At 71.1% G+C, this 20,614-nt stretch carries 18 protein-coding genes; 15 read left to right on the top strand and 3 right to left on the bottom strand.

The window, feature by feature from the left end; genetic code table 11:
• The first annotated feature begins 2 nt into the window (after positions 1–2).
• The 8 genes from ACFYTS_RS02770 to ACFYTS_RS02735 are packed head-to-tail and all read left to right on the top strand — an operon-like array spanning position 3 to position 8,010.
• A complete protein-coding gene (locus ACFYTS_RS02770; RefSeq protein ID WP_387300852.1) occupies positions 3–962 on the top strand; it encodes an ABC transporter permease in 960 nt (319 codons plus the stop codon).
• Positions 955–1,128, top strand: coding sequence for a hypothetical protein (locus ACFYTS_RS02765; RefSeq protein WP_357275333.1), 174 nt, complete (start codon positions 955–957; stop codon positions 1,126–1,128). The genes ACFYTS_RS02770 and ACFYTS_RS02765 overlap by 8 nt, the downstream gene beginning before the upstream one ends.
• On the top strand, positions 1,121–1,999 hold the full coding sequence (locus ACFYTS_RS02760) for an ABC transporter permease (RefSeq protein ID WP_387300849.1): 879 nt from the start codon (positions 1,121–1,123) through the stop codon (positions 1,997–1,999). Before ACFYTS_RS02765 ends, ACFYTS_RS02760 begins: the two co-directional genes overlap by 8 nt.
• Entirely contained in the window at positions 1,996–3,618 is a 1,623-nt protein-coding gene (locus ACFYTS_RS02755; protein WP_387300847.1) for a dipeptide ABC transporter ATP-binding protein, read from the top strand. The genes ACFYTS_RS02760 and ACFYTS_RS02755 overlap by 4 nt, the downstream gene beginning before the upstream one ends.
• A complete protein-coding gene (locus tag ACFYTS_RS02750) occupies positions 3,618–4,694 on the top strand; it encodes an LLM class flavin-dependent oxidoreductase (protein WP_357275340.1) in 1,077 nt (358 codons plus the stop codon). The genes ACFYTS_RS02755 and ACFYTS_RS02750 overlap by 1 nt, the downstream gene beginning before the upstream one ends.
• 12 nt (positions 4,695–4,706) lie before the next feature.
• Positions 4,707–6,071, top strand: coding sequence for an NtaA/DmoA family FMN-dependent monooxygenase (locus ACFYTS_RS02745; RefSeq protein ID WP_357275342.1), 1,365 nt, complete (start codon positions 4,707–4,709; stop codon positions 6,069–6,071).
• The gene (locus ACFYTS_RS02740) at positions 6,068–6,877 is read left to right on the top strand and encodes a DUF1684 domain-containing protein (protein WP_357275344.1); all 810 of its coding nucleotides are present in this window, start codon (positions 6,068–6,070) and stop codon (positions 6,875–6,877) included. Before ACFYTS_RS02745 ends, ACFYTS_RS02740 begins: the two co-directional genes overlap by 4 nt.
• On the top strand, positions 6,874–8,010 hold the full coding sequence (locus ACFYTS_RS02735; protein ID WP_387300844.1) for an LLM class flavin-dependent oxidoreductase: 1,137 nt from the start codon (positions 6,874–6,876) through the stop codon (positions 8,008–8,010). Before ACFYTS_RS02740 ends, ACFYTS_RS02735 begins: the two co-directional genes overlap by 4 nt.
• Before the next feature lie 155 nt (positions 8,011–8,165).
• Here ACFYTS_RS02735 and ACFYTS_RS02730 read toward each other — a convergent pair whose 3' ends face one another.
• A complete protein-coding gene (locus ACFYTS_RS02730) occupies positions 8,166–8,477 on the bottom strand; it encodes a hypothetical protein (protein ID WP_387300842.1) in 312 nt (103 codons plus the stop codon).
• A gap of 148 nt (positions 8,478–8,625) precedes the next feature.
• Here ACFYTS_RS02730 and ACFYTS_RS02725 point away from each other — a divergent pair, with 148 nt between their 5' ends.
• Complete coding sequence (locus tag ACFYTS_RS02725; RefSeq protein ID WP_387300840.1) at positions 8,626–10,968, top strand: ATP-binding protein; 2,343 nt, start codon at positions 8,626–8,628, stop codon at positions 10,966–10,968.
• A 43-nt stretch (positions 10,969–11,011) separates the two neighbouring features.
• Here ACFYTS_RS02725 and ACFYTS_RS02720 read toward each other — a convergent pair whose 3' ends face one another.
• Entirely contained in the window at positions 11,012–12,286 is a 1,275-nt protein-coding gene (locus tag ACFYTS_RS02720) for an ROK family protein (protein ID WP_387300838.1), read from the bottom strand.
• Positions 12,287–12,994: 708 nt separating this feature from the next.
• Here ACFYTS_RS02720 and ACFYTS_RS02715 point away from each other — a divergent pair.
• The 6 genes from ACFYTS_RS02715 to ACFYTS_RS02690 are packed head-to-tail and all read left to right on the top strand — an operon-like array spanning position 12,995 to position 19,739.
• A complete protein-coding gene (locus tag ACFYTS_RS02715; RefSeq protein WP_387300836.1) occupies positions 12,995–13,783 on the top strand; it encodes a GntR family transcriptional regulator in 789 nt (262 codons plus the stop codon).
• The gene (locus ACFYTS_RS02710) at positions 13,784–14,011 is read left to right on the top strand and encodes a ferredoxin family protein (protein ID WP_357087910.1); all 228 of its coding nucleotides are present in this window, start codon (positions 13,784–13,786) and stop codon (positions 14,009–14,011) included.
• A 22-nt stretch (positions 14,012–14,033) separates the two neighbouring features.
• Positions 14,034–15,422, top strand: coding sequence for an ABC transporter substrate-binding protein (locus ACFYTS_RS02705; RefSeq protein ID WP_387300834.1), 1,389 nt, complete (start codon positions 14,034–14,036; stop codon positions 15,420–15,422).
• A complete protein-coding gene (locus tag ACFYTS_RS02700) occupies positions 15,419–16,285 on the top strand; it encodes an ABC transporter permease (protein WP_387300832.1) in 867 nt (288 codons plus the stop codon). Before ACFYTS_RS02705 ends, ACFYTS_RS02700 begins: the two co-directional genes overlap by 4 nt.
• On the top strand, positions 16,282–17,043 hold the full coding sequence (locus ACFYTS_RS02695) for an ABC transporter ATP-binding protein (protein WP_357275363.1): 762 nt from the start codon (positions 16,282–16,284) through the stop codon (positions 17,041–17,043). Before ACFYTS_RS02700 ends, ACFYTS_RS02695 begins: the two co-directional genes overlap by 4 nt.
• The gene (locus ACFYTS_RS02690; protein ID WP_387300829.1) at positions 17,043–19,739 is read left to right on the top strand and encodes a fumarate reductase/succinate dehydrogenase flavoprotein subunit; all 2,697 of its coding nucleotides are present in this window, start codon (positions 17,043–17,045) and stop codon (positions 19,737–19,739) included. The genes ACFYTS_RS02695 and ACFYTS_RS02690 overlap by 1 nt, the downstream gene beginning before the upstream one ends.
• A 21-nt stretch (positions 19,740–19,760) precedes the next feature.
• Here ACFYTS_RS02690 and ACFYTS_RS02685 read toward each other — a convergent pair whose 3' ends face one another.
• On the bottom strand, positions 19,761–20,546 hold the full coding sequence (locus ACFYTS_RS02685) for an immunity 49 family protein (RefSeq protein WP_387300827.1): 786 nt from the start codon (positions 20,544–20,546) through the stop codon (positions 19,761–19,763).
• Between the last annotated feature and the right edge of the window lie 68 nt (positions 20,547–20,614).

Genomic DNA, 20,614 nt, shown 5'->3' with positions numbered 1-20,614 from the left:
CCATGGGCCGCTACGTGATCGGACGGGTACTGCAGGCGATCGGCGTGCTGTGGGCGGCGTTCACGCTGTCCTTCGCCGGGCTGTACCTGCTGCCCGGCGACCCGGTGGCGCTGGCGGCCGACGCGGCCACCGGCACGCCCGTCGACGCCGCGGCCATCGCGGAGATGCGGGCCCGCTACGGTCTCGACCAGTCGTTGTGGGCCCAGTACTGGACGGCCTTGTCGCACGCGGTACGCGGCGACCTCGGCCACTCCATCTCCACCGGTCAGACCGTCACCGGGGCGCTGGGCGACGCCCTGCCCTCGACCCTGGCGCTGGCGGCGATCGGGCTGCTGCTGGCCGTGGCGGCCGGCGGGGCGCTGGCCCTGGCGGCCGCGTACACCGAGCGTCCCCGGCTGCGCGGGCTGCTCACCTCGCTACCCGCGGTCGGGGCGTCGATGCCGGGCTTCTGGGTGGGATTGCTGCTGCTGCAACTGTTCTCGTTCCGGTTGAAGCTGGTGCCCGCGTTCGGCGGCACCGGATTGGGCGGGACCATCCTGCCCGCGATCACCCTGGCCATCCCGGTGGGGGCGGTCATCGCCCAGGTCCTCCACGCGAGCCTGGTCGCGACCTGGCGGCAGCCGTTCGTCGAGGTCGCCTTCGCCAAGGGCGCGTCCCGCTGGTGGGTGCAGCTGCGCCACGTCCTGCGCCCGGCGGCCGCCCCCGCGCTGACCGTGTCGGGATTGTGGACCGGCACCGTGCTGGCCGGGGCGGTGGTCACCGAGACGGTGTTCTCCCGCCCGGGCATCGGCCGACTGGCGCAGGAATCGGTACTGCGCCAGGACATCCCGGTGGTCCAGGGCATCGTCGTGTTCGCCGCCCTGGCCTTCGTGACCGTCAACCTGCTCGTTGATCTCGCCTACCCCCTGCTCGACCCCCGTGTGGTGCACCGGAACTCGACGAAGGAGCGTGCTCATGCCTGACCGTTCGCCGACCCCGCCCCGGCATGTGATCCGCGATCTGCGCGCGCGACTGCGCGGCTGCTCGCGCGGACCGCGATCGACGCTGCGGGTCATCACCCTGACCCACCCCCTGCTGGACCCGGGCATCGCCTTCTGGGACGCGGATGACGAGTGGTCCGATGTCTGACCTGGCATTCCGGCCCGAGGCCGACCGGACGTTCCGACGCGAGGCCATCGCCGGTGGGACGGCTGCCGCGTCGTGGGCGCGGCGCAATCCGGGAACCGTCGCGGCGGGCGCGGTCGTCGCGCTGGTGTGCGCCTGGGCCGTCGCCCCGGCCGTTTTCGCGAGCGGTGACCCCCTGCGGGGCGTGCCCGCGCAGAAGCTGCGCGGCCCCAGCCTCCAGCACTGGTTCGGCACCGACAATCTCGGGCGTGACCTGTACACCCGGGTGGTGCACGGCGCGGCACTGTCGTTGAGCGCGACCGTGTTCGCGGTGCTGATCGGGCTGGTGACCGGCGCCCTGATCGGCCTGGTCGCGGGTGCGGCGGGCGGCGTGGTCGACACCGCGATCATGCGCGCGGTCGATGTGGTGCTCTCGATTCCCGACATGCTGCTCGCCCTGGCCACCATCACCGTGCTGGGGCTGGGCACCCGCAATGTGGCCATCGCCGTGGGCATCTCGCTGATCGCCAGGTTCGCCCGGGTGATGCGCGGCGAGGTACTGCGGGTGCGCAACGCGCCCTACGTGGAGGCCGCGTTCGCGTCCGGTGTGCGCTGGCACATCGTGCTGTTCCGCCACATCCTGCGCAATGCGTACGGGCCGGTGGCGGCATTGGCCGCCGTCGACTTCGGCGTGGTGACGCTGTTCGTGGCGTCACTGAGCTTCCTCGGCTACGGCGCGGTGCCGCCCACGCCGGAGTGGGGCTCGCTGGTGTCGGAGGGCCGCGGCTACCTGGCCACCGCGTGGTGGCTGACCACCCTGCCGGGGCTGGTCATCGTCGTGCTGGTGCTGTCCACCCAGCGGATCGCCCGCGCCTTGCAGAAGGAGGCCCGATGACCGAGCTGTTGAACATCGAGGGGCTACAGGTCGAGTATCGGGGCCGCGGCGGAGCGACACCCGCCGTGCGCGGCGTCTCGCTCCAGGTCCGGCGCGGGGAGACGCTCGCGCTGGTGGGTGAATCGGGTTCGGGCAAATCCACTCTCGCGCACGCGGTGATCGGGCTGCTCCAAGGCGGCGTGATCACCGCCGGGGAGATCACCTTCGACGGAGAGCGGATCGACCGGGCGTCTCCGCGCGCGCTGCAACGGATTCGCGGCGCGCGCATCGGGCTCGTCCCTCAGGATCCGGGCACCTCGCTCAATCCGGTGCTGCGCATCGGACGGCAGGTGGGCGAGGTATTGCGCATCCACGACCGGGCCGATCGCCGCACCGCCGACCTCGCGGCGGTCGAGATCCTCGACCAGGCCGGGCTGGATCGTCCCGAACTGCGGGCGCGCCAGTATCCCCAGGACCTGTCGGGCGGACAGCGGCAGCGGGTACTGATCGGGATCGCGCTGGCCTGCGGGCCCGAACTGGTGATCGCCGATGAGCCGACCAGCGCGCTGGACGTCACCGTGCAGCGCCGCATTCTCGACCTACTGGCCGCGCGGACCACGGAATCGGGGACGGCGGTGCTGCTCATCACCCACGACCTGGCGGTCGCGGCCGAACGGGCGGACCGCATCGCGGTGATGCGGGACGGCCTGATCGTCGAGACCGGCACGGCGGCGGAGGTATTGGGCAATCCGCAACACGAATACACGCGGCGGTTGATCGCCGCCGTGCCGAGCCTCGGTGCGGATCAGCCCGCGCGTCCGGTTCGTGAATACGGGACCCCGCTGCTGGCCTCGACCGGTCTGCGCAAGTCCTTCCGCGTCACCAGGGATTTCACCGTCGATGCGGTGAACGACGTGTCCTTGGAGGTCCATCGTGGTGAAACCCTCGCCGTGGTAGGCGAATCCGGCTCGGGCAAGTCGACCACGGCCCGCATCATCGCCCGGCTGACCGCGCCCGACGCGGGCGCCGTCACCTTCGACGGGCAGGACGTCACCGCCCTCCGCGGTTCGGACCTGCGGGCGCTGCGCCGTCGCGTCCAGGTCGTCTACCAGAACCCGTACGTCTCGCTGAACCCGAAGCTGACGGTCGGGCGAATCGTGGCGGAACCCTTGCAGGCGTTCGGGATCGGCGATCGGCGCGGCCGCCGCGCCGCGGTGGCCGCACTGCTGGATCAGGTCGCGCTGCCCGCCGCCTTCCTGGATCGGCGCCCGGCGGAGTTGTCCGGCGGGCAGCGGCAGCGGGTCGCCATCGCCCGTGCGCTGGCCCCGCGCCCCGAACTGGTCGTGCTCGACGAACCGGTCTCGGCTCTGGACGTCTCGGTGCAGGCGCAGATCCTCGACCTGCTCGAACGACTCCAGACCGAACTGGACGTGGCCTACCTGTTCATTTCCCACGACCTGGCCGTGGTCCGTCGCCTGGCCGATCGTGTCGCCGTCATGCGCCAGGGCGGTGTCGTCGAAACCGGCGCGACCGCCGAGGTTTTCGACCGACCGCGACACGCCTACACCCGTGAACTACTCGCGGCCGTCCCCCGGGCGGCCACCCCCGATCACCCGCTACCGCTCGAAAGGACAGCCTGATGCCGCATCCGACTCCGCTGCTGCTGGGCCTGGAACTGTCCGGCACCGGCGCGCACCCCGCCTCCTGGCGGCGCGCCGACTCCCGCGCCGAAGACCTCTTCGACGCCCGGTACTGGGTGGACGCGCTGCGCGCCGCCGAGGACGCGGGAATCGAGCTGGCGTTCCTGCCGGACTCCTTCACCCTGCAATCCGCCGGGGCCATCGGCCGCCTGGACGCGGTGGCGGTGGCCGCGCGTGCCGCCGCCGAGACCCGGCGCATCGGCCTGATCCCGCAGGCCTCGGTCACCCACACCGAGCCCTTCCACCTCTCCAAAGCCATTGCCAGCCTGGACTTCGCGGCCGCGGGCCGGGCGGGCTGGGAGGTGTCCGTCGGGGCGGGGGAGGCGCGGCTGTTCGGCCGCAAGCCCGAACAGGACGAACGCTCCCGCTGGGAGGAGGCGGACGAGGCGGTCGAGGTGGTGACCCGGCTGTGGGACAGCTGGGAGGACGACGCCGAGATCCGCGACCAGGCCACCGGCCGGTTCATCGACCGCGACCGGCTGCACTACATCGACTTCGCGGGTGAGCACTTCTCGGTGAAGGGACCGTCCATCACCCCGCGTCCGCCGCAGGGCCGGCCGCCGCTCGCCGTGCGCGCCGCCGACCCGCACAGCACGAGGGTCGCCGTGCACCGCGCCGACCTGATCCGGATCGCCGCACCGGATCTCGCGACCGCCGCCGCCACCCGCTCCGAACTGCGGTCCGCCATCGCCGCCGCCGGACGAGACCCGAACCGGGTGCGGGTGCTGCTCGACCTCGACATCCACCTCGCCGACACCGCGGACGCCGCCGCCCTCGGGGTCGCCGAACTGGAGGACTGGACGGCCTCGCCCGCCCCGGCCACCGTCTTCCACATCGGCACCCCCGCGGAACTGCGCGACATCCTGCGCCGCGTCGAAACCGACTGCGCCGCCGACGGTGTGGTGCTGCGCCCGCTGGCGCTCGCCGCCGCCCTGCCGCAGCTGCCCGCCCTCACCCCCACCCTGCGCGAGCGTCTGGGCCTGCCCCGGCCCGCCGGCCGCTACGCCCACGCCTGAGGAGTCACCGCCATGCCGGATCATCGGATACGCAAGCAGATTCACCTGGCCGCCCACTTCCCGGGCGTCAACCACCACACCGTCTGGACCGACCCGGACTCGGGCAGCCAGATCGACTTCGACTCCTTCGTGCACCTGGCCCGCACCGCCGAACGCGGCCTGTTCGACTTCTTCTTCCTCGCCGAGGGGCTGCGGCTGCGCGAACACCGCGACCGCATCCACGACCTGGACGTGGTCGGCAGGCCCGACACCTTCACGGTGCTCAACGCGCTGGCGGCCGTCACCACCCGCCTCGGGCTGGCCGGGACCATCAACACCACCTTCAACGAACCGTTCGAACTGGCAAAGCAATTCGCCTCGCTGGACCACCTGTCCGGCGGCCGCGCCGCGTGGAACGCCGTCACCTCCTCGGACGCCTTCACCGGCGAGAACTTCCGGCGCGGCGGCTACCTGGAGCACGCCAAGCGCTACACCCGCGCACACGAGGTGGTCGAGGCCACCCGCGCGCTGTGGGACAGCTGGCCCGCCGACACCCTCGTGATCGACCGGGAGCGCGGCATTTTCGCCCAGCCCGTCCCGCAGGCCCGGATCAGCAGCGACCAGTTCGAGATCGAAGGCCAGTTCGTCCTGCCGCGCGGCCCGCAGGGCTACCCGGTGCAGATCCAGGCGGGCGACTCGGACGAAGGCCGCGAATTCGCCGCCGCCAAGGCCGATGTCATCTTCAGCGCACACGGCGAACTCGAGGACGGACAGCGCTTCTACCGCGACGTGAAGGACCGGCTCGCCAAGTACGGCCGGGCCCGCGACGACCTGAAGATCCTGCCCGCCGCCGCCTTCGTGCTCGGCGACACCGCCGAGGACGCCGCCGAACGCGCCCGGTACATCCGGCGGCAGCAGGTGACGCCGCAGACCGCCATCGCCTTCCTCGAACAGGTCTGGGGCCGTGACCTTTCCGCCTACGACCCGGACGGCCCGCTGCCCGACATCGACCCCGTGGACGACGCGAACATCACCCGCGGGCGGGTGCGTCACGCCCGTGACCCGCGCGCCGTCGCCGAGGCCTGGCGGGCCAAGGCCGCCGCCGAGCAGCTGTCCATCCGGGACCTCATCATCGCCACCACCGCCCGCCAGCAGTTCGTCGGCACGCCCCGGCAGGTGGCCGCCGAGATCGACCGCTACGTGCAATCCGATGCCGCGGACGGGTTCGTCCTGGTTCCGCATCTGACCCCGACCGGGCTCGACGAATTCGTCGACAAGGTCGTCCCGGAGTTGCAGTCCCTGGGCAGCTTCCGCACCGAGTACACCGGCGCGACCCTGCGCGAACACCTGGGCCTGCGCCACCCCCATCACGGCACCGAAGGAGTACGCGCCTCATGACCGCCATCGAAACCGCCTACGACCAGCAGTGGGCCGCCTTCCGCGCCGAACGCGCCGCCTGGGCGCGCCAACCCCTGGGCTGGCTCAGCCTGACCGGGCTGCACTGGCTGGGGGCCGACCAGGAGACGGTCGACGGGCTGCCCGGCCGCTGGCACGCCGACAGCGAGAACGTCTATGTCACGGTCGATTCGGGACAGCCCGAGCTGTTGCTGAACGGTGTGGCGCTGAGCGGCAAGGCCGCGATCACGCCCGGCGAGGGGGCGCCGGGGCTCCAGGTCCACACCGGTGACCGCATCATCGAGGTGATCCGGCGGACCGGGCGGTTCGCGCTGCGTGTGCACGATCCCGCCGCGCCGACGCTGGCGGCGTTCACGGAGATCCCCGTCTACGAACCGCAGCAGCGGTGGATCGTGACCGGCTATTTCGAGCCCTTCGCGCAGACCCGTGTCGTCACCACCGGCGCGGTCGTGGAGGGTCTCGAGCATCACCACACCGCCACCGGCACGGTCACTGTCGAATTGGGCGGCGAGCGGCGCGAACTGGTGGTGTTCGGCAGTGAGGCCCTCGGCCTGCACGTGCTGTTCACCGACGCCACCAGCGGCGTCACCACCTACGGCGGCGCGCGGCGACTGGATCTGTCCCGGCCGGCGGCGGACGGCAGCCTGCTGCTCGACTTCAATCGCGCGGTCAACCTGCCCTGCGCCTTCACCGACTACGCGACCTGCCCGATCGCCCCGGCGGAGAACCGGCTGCCGCTGGCCGTCGAAGCGGGCGAACAGGATCCGCGGCGGGGGCGGTCGCTGTGACCATCCCGCTCTCGGTCCTGGACCTGTCGCCGATCAGCACGGGCTCGACGCCCCGGCAGGCCCTCCGCAATACGGTCGACCTGGCCCGGCAGGCGGAAAAGCTGGGCTACCACCGGTTCTGGGTCGCCGAGCATCACTTCGTGCGGGTCGCGAGCTCCGCGCCGACGACGCTCATCGGACTGATCGCCGCCGCCACCGACACCATCCGGGTCGGTTCGGCCGCCGTGCAACTCGGGCATCACACCTCGATCTCGGTGGTGGAGGCCTTCGGCACCATCGACGCTCTCTACCCGGGCCGGTTGGATCTGGGGCTGGGTCGCTCGGGGCAGCGCGCCGAACAGCTGCGATCCGCGGGCGTGCCGCCGGTGCCCGCCCCACCGCGGCCCACCGAGGTCCGCGACGGCGTAGTGCTCCCACCCCCGTTCTACCCCGGTCAGTTGCTCGACTTCACCAGGGTGAAGGCGGCTTTGGAGACCCTGCACCTGCCGGGGGCGCGGCCGCTGCCGTACACCGAACAGGTCGAGGAGATCCTCGCGCTGCTCGACGGCAGCTTCGTGACCGACGACGGTGTGGAACTGCACGCCGTCCCCGGTGAGGGCGCCGAGGTGCAACCATGGCTGTTCGGCAGCAGCGGCGGCGAAAGCGCGCAACTGGCAGGGCGATTCGGGCTTCCGTTCGCGGCGAACTACCACGTGTCGCCGGGCACCATCGTCGAGACGGTGGAGGCGTACCGGGCGGCGTTCCGGCCGTCGGCCCGCTTCCCGCGGCCATATCTGGTGGTGTCCGCCGATGTGCTGGTCGCCGAGGACGACGCCACCGCCCGGCACCTGGCCTCCAGCTATGGGCACTGGGTGTACTCCATCCGCAGCGGCGCGGGAGCGGCCGACTACCTCGATCCCGAGAGCGCGCCTGCCTTGTCGGGTCCGCAGCAGCGGCTGATCGACGATCGGGTGACCACCCAGTTGGTGGGTTCCCCGGCCACCGTCGCCGAACGCCTCGACGCCTTGCGCAAGTTGACGGGCGCGGACGAAATCCTGGTCACCAGTGTGGCTTTCGACCACGATGACCGGGTGCGGTCGCACCGCCTGCTGGCGCGCGAGTGGGGGCTGTCCCCGCAGGCGCGCGCCGCCTGAGACCACCGCCGCTCGTCCGGAAGGGGACTCCGGGGCGGGTGGCGGTACCCCGCACCGCGCGCACAGGGCCTCGCGCGTGGGGCGGGACCCGGGGCCGGGCCGGATCGTGGACCATCCGGCCCGGCCTCCCGGGCGCGAACCGAGGTGCGACGGATTCAGGCCGCGGCGAACGCCGGCGCGGCGGCCGGTTCGCGCTCTCCGGCCGCCCGCAAGACCCGCAACACACCCTGATTGGCGTCGACCAGCTCGCGCTCGCACGCCTCACCGTTCGCGCCGGCGAGTTCCTCCTCGTGCGCTTGCACAGTCAGCTTCCAGCGGTAGCGAAGCGCCGCGATCAGTCCGTCCGGGTCGCCGAACACCGTGGCGTGTTCCGGGCGCCAGGGCAACTCGCCGTCTCGTCGGCTTTCGATCTCCGCGGCCACGTCGTGCAGTGCCCGCCACCATTCGTGCGTGCTGTCCCAACTCATTGCTCTCACCTCGATCGATTGTCGATGCCGTCGCGATCGCCGGGCTGTGACCGACTCTCCAGATCAGAATCGGTCCGGGCCGCGTCGGACCGCTATTGGGGGAATCACGTACTTCCGGGCACCGGTGAGGTACGCGTAAGCTCCGACAGTGACGCCCAGCGATTGGGAGTTCTCTCCTCCGCTGAACAATCTCCCGACGCCGCTGTCGAGCTTCGTCGGACGTCATGCCGATCTCGCGAAGATCCGGGACCTCTTCCAGACCTATCGATTCGTCACCATCACGGGGCCGGGTGGCGCCGGTAAGAGCCGACTCGCGCTCGAGGTGGCGCTGGCGCGCAGCGATGATTTCGTGGACGGCTGCTGGCTGGTCGAACTCGCCTCGATCACCGACCCCGCGCTCGTGCCGCACGCCATCGCCGAGGCCGTGGGGGTTCCGGAGCATCGCCGGCGTTCCCTCACCGATTCCCTGGCGGTCCGTCTCGAGGCGTCGGCCGCGCTGATCGTGCTCGACAATTGCGAACACGTCGTCGAGTCCGTAGCGAACGTGGTGACGGAGTTGCTCGAGCGCTGCGGCCTGTTGCGGATTCTGGCCACGAGCCGGGAACTCGTCGAGATACCGGGTGAGGGCGTTGTGCGAGTCGGAGGACTCGCGCTGCCGTCAGCGACCGGCGATCAGGATCTCGCGGTCGTGACCGGGGCGGAGAGCGTTGCGCTGTTCTTCGAGCGGGCTCGAGCGGTGCAGCCGAACCTGACGATGACCGCGGCGACCGCGGCCGGAGCCGCGCGGATCTGTCGCTATCTCGACGGCCTCCCCCTGGCGATCGAGCTGGCCGCGTCGAGAGCCGCATCGCTCGACGTCGAGCGGATCGCGGCCCACATGGACGACCAGTTCGGGCTGCTGAACAGCGGAAACAGGGCCGCCCTCCGGCACCATCGCACGCTCGTCGCCACCATGGACTGGAGTTACCGACTGCTGAGTCCGGCAGAGCGGACATTGTTCGACCGACTCGCGATCTTCGCGGGCAGCTTCGGAATCGAGGAGGTGGACGGGGTCGGCCGCGCACTGTCCGACGGGGACTGCGCGGGACTCCTCGCCGGTCTCGTCTCCAAATCGCTGGTCTCGTTCGACCCCGCCGGGGGACCGGCGCCGTATCGCCTGCTGGAGACGGTGAAAAGCTACGGCCGTGCGCATCTGCGCGCATCGGGGGACCTGGGCGAATTACAGCATGTCCACGCGTCCTACTTTCGCGATCTCGCCGAGCGCGCCGCCGCCGCCTTCCGGACCTATGCGGAACATGCGTGGGTGAACCGGTTGGAGGCCCAGCACCCCGACCTGCGTGCGGCGCTGTCCCACAGCATCGAGTCCGGCGATGCCGGCACCGCGATCCGACTCGCCGGCGCGCTGGCGCACTTCTGGCAGCTGCACGGTCATTTCCGAGAGGGATTGCGGTGGCTCGCGACAGCCCTCGCGATGTCTGGTGAGGTCGACGAATGGTTCACCGCCTGGGCTCATGTCGGGGTCGGTGACCTGGCGATGATCCATGGCGACCGGGCGGCCGCCGCGGCGGCGCTGGATCTCTCGGCGGCGGCATTCCGAGGGCTCGGCGACGGTCGCGGTCTTGCTCGCGCACTGCAATATCGAGGGTTGACAGCAGCATTCGGCGACGACCTGGCCCCTGCCGAGAGACTGATCCACGAGTCCCTGGCGCTCATCACGGACGCCGGTGAGACCGGGGGACTGGCCCACGGTTGGGGCCTGATCATGCTCGCGGGCGTCGAACTCGGGAAGGAAGACTACGTCGCGGCCGCCCGCGATGCCGAGGCGGCCGACCGGATCATGCGGGTGATCGGGGATCGCGAGGCCTTGGGCTGGGCGGCCCTGATCCGTGCGGTAGCGGCGTGGCGCACCGGTCGGATCGACGAGGCCACGACCGAGGCACGGGTCTGCCTGATCGCCTTCCTCGATGCCGGCGGGCTGTACGGGGCCAGCGTCGGTCTGATGGTGGCGTCCGCCGTCGCGTTGAGCGGTTCCAGAATCACGCGCATGGCCGAATTGCTCGGCGCCGCCGAGGCCCTCGCCGCCACGATCGGCGCCATGACGGTTCCGTTCGGGATGCGGTGGCTGACAGAGACATTCGGCAACGCGGTCGCCACACTCGGCCCGGCAGCCTTCGAGGAACACCGCCTGATCGGTGCGGATCGGGTGCGATCCGACACCGCCGGATACCTCGCCGAGGTCCTCGACGATCTCGACGTCTCGATTCCGCACCGAGCCGGGAAGCCGCTGCTCACCAGGCGCGAGCGTGAGGTGGCGGCGCTGGTGGCGCGCGGCCGGACGAACCGCCAGATAGCCCGGGCGCTGGGGATCTCCGAGCGGACGGCCGAGGTGCACGTGCACAACATCGCGGGCAAGCTCGGGGCGAGCGGCCGAGCCGAGGTCGCCGTATGGTTCGCCACCGATCACGCCCTCCGAGGCGGAGAGTCGACGTAGGTCCCCGCCGGGATCACCCGGCGGGGACTTCGTGTTCGGTGGGCTAGCGGGTCCGCGTGGCGCGGCGCATGGCCGAGAGCGGGTCGGCGTAGAACGCGCTCACCGAGGTGACCGCCGCCGCGAATTCCTGCACCCGGCCGCCGAATCGGCTGATCCGGAGATCCGCCGCGGGCAGCGTGGTCGACTCCGCGAAGGCCTTGGCGACCCGCTCCATGCCCGGTCGCCAGCCGGTGAACGCCTGGCCGCCCAGCACCACCCGGTCCGGATTGAACATGTCACGCACCAGAGCCGCTGTGCGGCCGAGGATTTCGGCCCGCTCGATGAGCAGGTCGCGGGCATCGGCATTGCCCGCGTCGGCGGCCCGGTACAGATCGGTGACGGCCGGGCGGCGCGGGGCCTCCGGCTTGGGCAGGATGCCCTTGCGCACGGCGCGCTCCAGCAGGGCGCGCTCACCGATGGTGGCCTCCAAGCAGCCGCGCCGGCCGCAGGTGCAATCGGCGTCGGAGCCGGTCGGGAGATGCGCGATGGAGCCCGGGCCATTGGTGGGGGTGTGCACACGATCGTGCAGAGTGACTGCGACACCGGCGGTTTCGCGGGCGTACACGAACAGGCTGCTGCCGGGCCGATTCTCCTCGGCCGGGTCGCGCGGGGTGAGCAGCAGCTCCGCCGCGGCCATCGCCTCGACGTGCGCGGACACCGAGACCGGCAGGTCCAGCACACTGCTGAAGACCGCCGCCACCGGCGCGGCCTGCCAGCCCAGGCGGGGATGGTCGACGACACCGGCCGCTGGATCCACCCGACCGGCCAGCGCGACGCCGGTCCACAGCGGCCGCCGCCGGGGCAGCCGGTCCAGGAAGGCCTTGGCGCTGCGGGCCACTATGGTCAGCGCCGCGTCCTGACCCGTTTGGGGCGTGGCGATCTCGAGCCCGCCGAGGATGCGGCCGGACAGGTCCGCGGCCACGATGCGGGTCACGGTGAAACCGATGTGCACGCCCAGCGTCACGTACGAGTCGGTGTCGACCTCGAACGGCACCCGGGGGCGGCCCACCGCGCCGGACGCGGTCAGATCGGCGCGCTCACGCAGCAGTCCGGCCGTAAGCAGCGCGGACACTTGGCGATTCACCGTGGCGATGCTCAGACCCGTGGTCTGTGCGGCGATATCGCGGAAGATCGGGCCGCGGGTGGCGGCGCGCAGCACGGCGGCCGCCGGGTTGTCGGTGATCCGCAACTCCGGGGGCACGGCCGGGCGCGCCGGGGCGGGGCGCGCGGTCGCGGTGGAGACGGCGGTATGGGTGCGGTCGAGCGTGGGGCTGGACACTGTGTCGAATCCTTGCTGCGGTCCACCCGGTCGACGGGTGGACGAATGCCTACATGAAGGTTTCAGCGGTGCAGCGAGGAACCCGGACGACGACCGGCGGAAATGCCTGGTTATCGGGGTCAGAACTCGACTGCGCGACGGCAGGGACAACACAGTTCCCGTTGCCGCGGCAGCCGAACGCCCAGCGCGACGGTCACATACGTGACCCGCGGCGCGGAAGAAGGGCGACTGGCAGACATAGGATCAAAGTATCATTCCGATCACGGAGAACGGAAGGCAAGCGCGATCCTCCCGGCAGTCCCGGGCCTGTCACGGCGCGTCGGTGCGAAACCCTCCTGGCAACCTCAGTAGCTACCGAATCTTTTGCGGCGGTTGATATTTCAAGCCATCCGCGGCATGCGTCGGATCGGTCTCGACGAGTGGCGCACGCCACATTCTCTTCTCGTATCCCGAGCAGCAGCCCGAAACCCCACCCCACTCAAGTCCGCTGTCGCGCACACGCATTCCGCTCAGTGTGATTCCAAGGCGCACGCTCCCGGAGCGGGTGGCGCAATACCCCGATTCGACCGCATTCCGGCAGGCCGCGCGTTCGGGCCGGCGGCGCAGAACCGCATCGCCGGCGCCGGGGCGTGGTGAGCGGCCCGGACGGCCCCATTTTCGCCGCTACAGTTCTGAAACCGCAGGTCAACGGCGTGGAAAGGAGTCGAGGTGTCGCCGGAACCGGTACCGCTGCGCGCCCCCGAACGCCGGGCGGATCGCGCCCGACACGTGGCCGACGTGTTGCGTCAGCAGATCCACGCGGGCGCCTTCGACGACGCACTGCCCGCCGAAGCGGCGCTGTCCGCGGAATTCGGCGTGTCCCGCAACACCGTTCGCGACGCGCTCGCGCTGCTCAAGGACGAAGGTCTGATCGAGCGCGCCCCGAAGATCGGAACGCATGTCGCGCGCCGCAAATACGACCACGGCCTCGATGCCCTGCTCGGTTTGAAGGAGACGCTGCGCGGCCACGGCGAGGTCCGCAACGAGGTGCGCGCCGCCCGCCGGGTCACCCCGCCGCCCGCGGTCGCCCGCAAGCTGCGGCTCGAACCCGGTGAACAGGCGGTCTACATCGAGCGGCTGCGCTGGTTCGGCGACCTGCCGCTCAGCCTGGACCTCACCTACCTGGTCCCCGACATCGGCGACCAGGTCGTCACCCGCGACCTCGAGACCAATGACGTGTTCGCGCTCATCGAGCAGATCAGCGGCGGCCCGCTCGGCTCGGCGGAACTGGCCCTCGAGGCCATCATCGCCGACGCGCACTCGGCCATGACCCTGCAGATGCCAGAGGGCGGCGCGCTGCTGCTGCTCGAGCGCCTCACCTCGCTGGAGGACGGCCGCCCGGTCGACCTCGAGTACATCCGCATGCGCGGCGACCGGATCACCATGCGCGGCAGCCTGATCCGGCCGCCGGAACGCTCACCCGATGCCGACCCGGGCACCGACTGGAGGTTGACCTAGATGGCTTTGGCCGAGAACCGGGCGGATGTCCCGGTGACCATCGACGAATCGCTGTGCATCCAGGGCTGCACCCTGTGCGTGGAGATCTGCCCGCTGGACTCGCTGGCGATCAACCCCGACAACGGCAAGGCGTACATGCACGTCGACGAGTGCTGGTACTGCGGCCCCTGCGCGGCCCGCTGTCCCACCGGCGCCGTCACCGTCAACATGCCCTACCTGCTGCGTTGAGCCCAACCCGCTGAGGAAACCCATGAAGTACCGCCCCGCCCGCGTGATCGCCGCGGCCCTCGCCTCCGCCCTCGCCCTGACCGTGTCCGGCTGCTCGCTCGAGAACGCCGGCAACGGTGACACCGTCAAGGTCGTCATCGGCTACCAGTCCAAGACCATCAATACCGTCACCGCCGGAACCCTGTTGAAGGCCAAGGGTTTCCTGGAACAACGCCTGAACACGCTGAGCGCCAAGGGCGGCGCGAAATACCAGGTGGAGTGGCAGGACTACGACACCGGCGCGCCCATCACCGCGCAGATGGTGGCCGAGAAGATCGACATCGGCTCGATGGGCGACTACCCGCTGCTCATCAACGGCTCCCGCACCCAGGCCAATGAGCGCTCCCGCACGGAGCTGGTGTCCATCACCGGCTACAACCCCAAGGGCGCGTTGAACATGGTGGTCGTCGCACCGGACTCGAAGGCGCAGTCCATCAATGATCTGGCCGGGCAGAAGATCTCGGCGAGCGTCGGCTCGGCCGGGCACGGCACCCTGGTCCAGGCGCTCACCCGGGCGGGCATCGACCCCAAGTCGGGAGTGGAGGTGCTCAACCAGCAGCCCCAGATCGGTTCCTCCGCACTGGAATCCGGTCAGGTGGCGGCGCTGTCGCAGTTCGTGGCCTGGCCCGGCCTGCTGGTGTTCCAGAACAAGGCCAAGCTGCTCTACGACGGCGCGGAACTCAACGTCCCGACCTTCCACGGCGTGGTCGCCCGCCGCGACTACGCCAAGCAGCACCCGGAGGTGCTCGATGCCTTCCTGCAAGCCCAGCTCGACGCCACCGACTTCATCCACCAGCGCCCCCTGGAGGCGGCGCAGACCGTCGCGGACAACGCCGGACTGGCCCCGGAGGTCGTGTACCTCTACAACGGGCCGGGCGGAACCTCCTTCGACACCACGCTGAAGCCGTCGCTGCTGGCGGCATTCAAGGGCGATGTTCCGTACCTGAAATCGATCGGCGACTTCGCCGACCTCGACATCGACAAGTTCGTCGACCCGGCCGCGCTGCAGCGGGCATACCAGGAACGCGGGCTGAACTACGACGCGGAACTGGCCAACAACGCCAATCCGCTGCCCGGGTCCGGCGGTGAGCTCTGGCTCGCCGGACAGGACACGACGCAGTCGCTCGCCGATCCCACCGCCCTGCTGCGGGCAGTGAAACAGGCTCGGGCACAGGGCAAGACGGTGCGCGCCGCCTACGTCCCGGACGCCGAACTCGGCACCCGCTGGTTCGCGGACAAGGCGATCTGGGTGCGCGACGGCGACAACTACCTGCCCTTCACCACCCCGGCCGCCGCGCAGCGGTACCTCGCCAAGCACCCCGCGGGCGCGATCGTCGGCTACGACCAGGCCGTGAACGAGGTCCGGGTATGAGCGCCCCGGCGGTCGCCGCCCCGGCGGCGGCCCCCGTCCTCGCCCCGGCCGCACCGCCGGTGGCGCGCCCGCGGGCCGGGCGGGCGGTGTGGCGGTCGCGGATCGTGCGGGCGCTGTCCGTGCTGACCGCCATCGGTGCCTGGGAGTTCCTGACCACCAACCACATTCGACTCTGGGTCCGGTTCGACACGCTGCCGACCGTCACCCAGATCGTGCGGGCCTTCCGGCATCAGCTCGGCACCGACGCCTACTATCTGGACCTCGGGCAGTCGCTGATCCGGATCCTCAGCGGTTTCGGTCTGGCCGCCGTGATCGGCGTGAGCGCCGGTGTGACACTGGGCCGTTCCCGCTGGTTCGCCGACACCGTGGGACCGCTCACCGAACTGGCACGGCCCATTCCGGCCATCGCCATCGTGCCGGTCGCCATCCTGCTGTTCCCCGACGACGAGGCCGGGATCGTGTTCATCACCTTCCTGGCCGCCTTCTTCCCGATCCTGGTCGCCACCCGGCACGCGGTGCGGGCGCTGCCCACCATCTGGGAGGAATCCGTCCGCACCCAGGGCGGCAACCGCTGGGACGTGCTGTGGCGGGTGGTGCTGCCGGGCAGCCTGCCCGGCGTGTTCGGCGGGCTCTCCGTCGGCATCGGCGTGGCCTGGATCTGCGTGGTGTCGGCCGAGATGATCTCCGGGCGGCTGGGCGTCGGCTACCGCACCTGGCAGGCGTACACCATCGTCGACTACCCGGGAGTGTTCGTCGGCATCATCACCATCGGCGTGCTCGGCTACACCACCTCGGCCGCGGTGGAACTGCTCGGGCGGCGCGTCACCCACTGGCTGCCGCGCGGCGACGAGGAGGCGAAATGAGCACGGCCGGAATCGGATTGACCCTGGACCGGGTGCGGCTCTCCTACACCGGAGCCCCGATCATCGACGACCTGTCGATCACCGTGCGACCCGGCGAGATCCTCGTCCTCACCGGACCCTCGGGCTGCGGGAAGTCGACGGTGCTGCGCGCCCTGGCCGGACTGCTGCGCCCCGACGCGGGCCGGGTGCTCGCCGACGGCGTCGAGGTCACCGGCACCGACCGCGACCGCGCCGTCGTCTTCCAGGACAACGCGCTGCTGCCCTGGAAGACCGTGCGCGCCAATATCGAACTGGCACTGCGGCTGCGGGGCGCGCCGCGCGCCGGACGCCGCGAACTGGCCGACCGCTGGATCGCCGAGATCGGGCTCACCGGCTTCGCCGACTTCCTGCCCACATCGCTGTCCGGCGGCATGCGCCAGCGCGTGCAGCTGGCCCGCGGCCTGGCGGGCGCGCCGCGCGCGGTCATGATGGACGAGCCCTTCGGCGCCCTCGACACCCAGACCCGCGACACCATGCAGCGCCTGCTCGTCGACACCTGGGACAGCCACCCCACCACCGTCGTCTTCGTCACCCACGACGTGGACGAGGCCCTGCTGCTCGGCGACCGCATCGCCGTCCTCGGCCGCGCCGGCGAACCCCTGCGCGCCCTGCCGGAGGTCCCCCGGCCGCGCGAGACCGGCGTCGACCGCACCGCCCTACGGTCCGAAATCATTGCCGCCCTGAACCATTCGGGCGAGCTCACGGAGGCGACGAAGTAATGGAAATCCCCGATCTCGACGACACCCTCCGCCTCGACTGCGACGTGCTGGTCATCGGCGGCGGCACCGCCGGCACCATGGCCGCCCTCACCGCCGCCGAAGCCGGCGCGAACGTGCTGCTGCTGGAGAAGGCGCACGTCCGGCACTCCGGGGCGCTGGCCATGGGCATGGACGGCGTCAACAACGCCGTCATCCCCGGCAAGGCCGAACCCGAGGACTACGTCGCCGAGATCACCCGCGCCAACGACGGCATCGTCAACCAGCGCACCATCTATCAGACCGCCACCCGCGGCTTCGCCATGGTGCAGCGGCTGGAGCGCTACGGCGTGAAATTCGAGAAGGACGCCTACGGCGAATACGCGGTACGGCGGGTCCACCGGTCCGGGTCCTACGTGCTGCCCATGCCGGAGGGCAAGGACGTCAAGAAGGCGCTGTACCGAGTGCTGCGGCAGCGGAAGATGCGCGAGCGCATCCGTATCGAGAACCGGCTGATGCCGGTGCGGGTGCTCACCGAGAACGGGCGGGCGGTCGGCGCGGCCGCCCTGAACACGCGCACCGGGGAATTCGTGGCGGTCGGGGCCAAGGCCGTCATCCTGGCCACCGGGCCGTGCGGGAGGCTCGGGCTGCCCGCCTCCGGGTACCTCTACGGCACCTACGAGAACCCCACCAACGCGGGCGACGGGTACGCCATGGCCTATCACGCCGGGGCCGAGCTGTCGGGGATCGAATGCTTCCAGATCAACCCGCTGATCAAGGATTACAACGGCCCGGCCTGCGCGTACGTCGCCAACCCGTTCGGCGGATACCAGGTCAACGCGCTCGGCGAGCGGTTCGTCGACTCGGACTACTGGTCCGGTCAGATGATGGCCGAGGTCAAACGCGAGATCGAATCCGCGCGCGGGCCCATCTATCTGAAGGTCTCGCACCTGCCCGACGAAACCCTCGAGGCCCTCGAGGACATCCTGCACACCACCGAACGCCCCACCCGCGGCACCTTCCATGCCAATCGCGGCCACGACTACCGCACCCACGACATCGAGATGCACATCTCCGAGATCGGTTTGTGCGGTGGGCATTCCGCGTCCGGCGTCTGGGTCGACGAGAACGCCCGCACCACCGTGCCCGGCCTCTACGCCGCCGGCGACCTGGCCTGCGTGCCGCACAACTACATGATCGGCGCGTTCGTCTACGGCGACCTCGCCGGAGCGCACGCCGCCTCCACCCTCGACGAGCTGCCCGAACCCGGTGAGCTGCCCGCGGACCAGCTGGCGGCCGCCCACGAGCTCGTCTACCGGCCGCTGCGCCAACCCGACGGGCCGCCGCAGCAGCAGGTCGAGTACAAGCTGCGCCGCTTCGTGAACGACTATGTGGCCCCGCCCAAGACGGCCGCCAAACTCTCCCTCGCCATCGAGACCTTCGACCGCATGCGCGGCGACCTCACCGCCATGGGCGCGCGCACCCCGCACGAACTCATGCGCTGCGCCGAGGTCAGCTTCATCCGCGACTGCGCGGAAATGGCCGCCCGCTCCTCGCTCACCCGCACCGAATCCCGGTGGGGGCTCTATCACGAGCGCGCCGACCTGCCCGCCCGCGACGACGTCGAATGGCGGTACCACCTCAACCTGCGCAAGACCGCCGACGGGGACATGGAGTTCCTGAAGCGGCCCGTCGCACCGTATTTCGTGCCCGTGCCGGGGCTGGACGATCTGCCCGGCACCGACACGGCGGTCATCCCGGTCGAGCAGCCCGCCCTGATCGGCACCCCGCCCAACCTCGGGGCCCAGGTGCGCTCGCACGCCCCCACGGGACGCACGGCGAAAGACGCTGTCGCGCCGCGGATCGCGCTGCTGCTGAGCCTGGACGCGCCCGGCGTCGCGGAATTGCGGCCCTTCCTGTCCGATCCGGATCCACGGGTGCGGGCGACCGCCCTCGCGGTCCTCACCGAGAACACGCCCGACGGATTCGCCGGCGAACTGGTCGCGGCACTCGGCGACGAGGACGCCGAGGTGCGCGCCGCCGCCGTGGCGGGCCTGCGTGAACTCGCCGAAATCCTGCCCGCCGCAACAGGGCTCGCGGAGCACACCGATTCGCCCGACCCGTTCGTGCGCGCGGCCGTCGTGGATCTGCTGCGTTCGCTGCGCGCCGGGACGGCCGAACTGTTCGGCAAGGCCTCGGTCGACGCCGACCACCGCGTCCGCATCCAGGCCGTGCACGCGCTGGTGTCGCTGGACGACTGGCCCGCGCTGACCGCGGCCGCCCACGACGACAACCGTGAGGTCCGCATCGCCGCCGCCCGCGGCTTGGCCACCATCGGCCAGGGTGGCGTCGACACCGTGCGCGCGCTCACCCTGGATCGCGACCCGCTCGTGCGCGCCGCCGCGTTCACCGCGCTCGCCCGGCTCGGCGGGGATGCCGATACCGCGATCCTGACCGCCGCGCTGAGTGATTCGGCCTGGCAGATCCGGGAGGGCGCGGCGCGCGGGCTGGCCGGGGTCGGCCCAGAGCGCGCCGTCACCGCCCTGAGCGCGGCGCTCACCGACATCCACCCGGACATCCGCAAAGCCGCGGTGCTGACCCTCAGCGTCTGGCCGGAGTCCGAGGCGGCCCGTGTCGCACTCGAAACCGCCTACGCCGACAGCGATGCCGACGTGCGCGCCTACGCCCGGCGGGCCCTGGCGGTGCACGCCGAACGGTGAGAGCGGTCGCTGGCGAACCGGTTACGCGGTGCGGTACATCAACCCCGTCGGCAGGTACCCGGTGGAGACCCCGGGGCTCAACCCGCGATCGACCGCCAAGCACACCACCGCCAGCAGCGGCCACGCGATGAATCCCTCCGGATCCAGGCCGCGCCGCGGGGTGTCCCAGAAGCGGCGGTGGAATTCGAGACCCTCGACCAGAGCGGTCTCGAATTCGGCCGGGTCGCCGCGCAGGACCGCGTCCAGCAGGCACAGCGCCGAATAGGCGATGATGAGCGCGTAGTCGTCACCGCCGGCCTGCTGCGCGTCCACCGCGGCCTCGATCCCGTCCACGATGATCGTTTCCGCCGCCGGATCGCCGGTCCAGGCCCGCTGCCAGGCATCGGCCCACAGATAGAGGCACTGCTCCCCGGGCTGCCCGGTGCGCGTGGTCACCGCCAGCGGGTGACCGGGGCTGCCCGGCGCGCCCAGTAGATAGGCGAGCAGCTCGCGATCGCGGTCGATCACGGCGGCCCACAGGCCGTTCAGCAGATCCGCCACCGGCGGGGGCGGCACCACGCCGCCGCACGCGGGGACCGACCACCGCGTGCGCGCGAGCGTCACCGCGATCGGCTCCTGCCCGGCGGGCCGTGCGGCCGAGCGCAGCCGAGCGGTGTACGCCGCTGCGGTATCCGCGACGGCCTGGCGCAGCCGGGCCGACTCGCCGCGCGGATCGTCCAGGCTCAGATAGCCGGCGACGGCCCGGGAACTCCAGGCCACGTCGGCGAGCACCGCCTGCGGTTGCGCGGCCAGGAATTCAGCGCGCAACGCCGTGGTCCGTACCCGGAAGGCGCGGCCGAAACCCGCATCGGTCGGTCGAATAGCTGTTGGATAAC

This window comes from Nocardia sp. NPDC004151 (assembly GCF_042874235.1).
In the GTDB taxonomy this organism is placed as follows: domain Bacteria; phylum Actinomycetota; class Actinomycetes; order Mycobacteriales; family Mycobacteriaceae; genus Nocardia.
Note: the sequence above shows the minus strand (reverse complement) of the source record. Positions and strands in the feature narration are given on the sequence as shown.

Excerpts from the sequence above, each read along its gene's own strand:
- ACFYTS_RS02760 (WP_387300849.1), top strand. The coding sequence starts at position 1,121 with ATGTCTGACCTGGCATTCCGGCCCGAGGCCGACCGGACGTTCCGACGC.
- ACFYTS_RS02705 (WP_387300834.1), top strand. The coding sequence starts at position 14,034 with ATGAAGTACCGCCCCGCCCGCGTGATCGCCGCGGCCCTCGCCTCCGCC.
- ACFYTS_RS02770 (WP_387300852.1), top strand. The coding sequence starts at position 3 with ATGGGCCGCTACGTGATCGGACGGGTACTGCAGGCGATCGGCGTGCTG.
- ACFYTS_RS02710 (WP_357087910.1), top strand. The coding sequence starts at position 13,784 with ATGGCTTTGGCCGAGAACCGGGCGGATGTCCCGGTGACCATCGACGAA.
- ACFYTS_RS02755 (WP_387300847.1), top strand. The coding sequence starts at position 1,996 with ATGACCGAGCTGTTGAACATCGAGGGGCTACAGGTCGAGTATCGGGGC.
- ACFYTS_RS02700 (WP_387300832.1), top strand. The coding sequence starts at position 15,419 with ATGAGCGCCCCGGCGGTCGCCGCCCCGGCGGCGGCCCCCGTCCTCGCC.
- ACFYTS_RS02740 (WP_357275344.1), top strand. The coding sequence starts at position 6,068 with ATGACCGCCATCGAAACCGCCTACGACCAGCAGTGGGCCGCCTTCCGC.
- ACFYTS_RS02690 (WP_387300829.1), top strand. The coding sequence starts at position 17,043 with ATGGAAATCCCCGATCTCGACGACACCCTCCGCCTCGACTGCGACGTG.
- ACFYTS_RS02730 (WP_387300842.1), bottom strand. The coding sequence starts at position 8,477 with ATGAGTTGGGACAGCACGCACGAATGGTGGCGGGCACTGCACGACGTG.
- ACFYTS_RS02750 (WP_357275340.1), top strand. The coding sequence starts at position 3,618 with ATGCCGCATCCGACTCCGCTGCTGCTGGGCCTGGAACTGTCCGGCACC.
- ACFYTS_RS02765 (WP_357275333.1), top strand. The coding sequence starts at position 955 with ATGCCTGACCGTTCGCCGACCCCGCCCCGGCATGTGATCCGCGATCTG.
- ACFYTS_RS02745 (WP_357275342.1), top strand. The coding sequence starts at position 4,707 with ATGCCGGATCATCGGATACGCAAGCAGATTCACCTGGCCGCCCACTTC.
- ACFYTS_RS02695 (WP_357275363.1), top strand. The coding sequence starts at position 16,282 with ATGAGCACGGCCGGAATCGGATTGACCCTGGACCGGGTGCGGCTCTCC.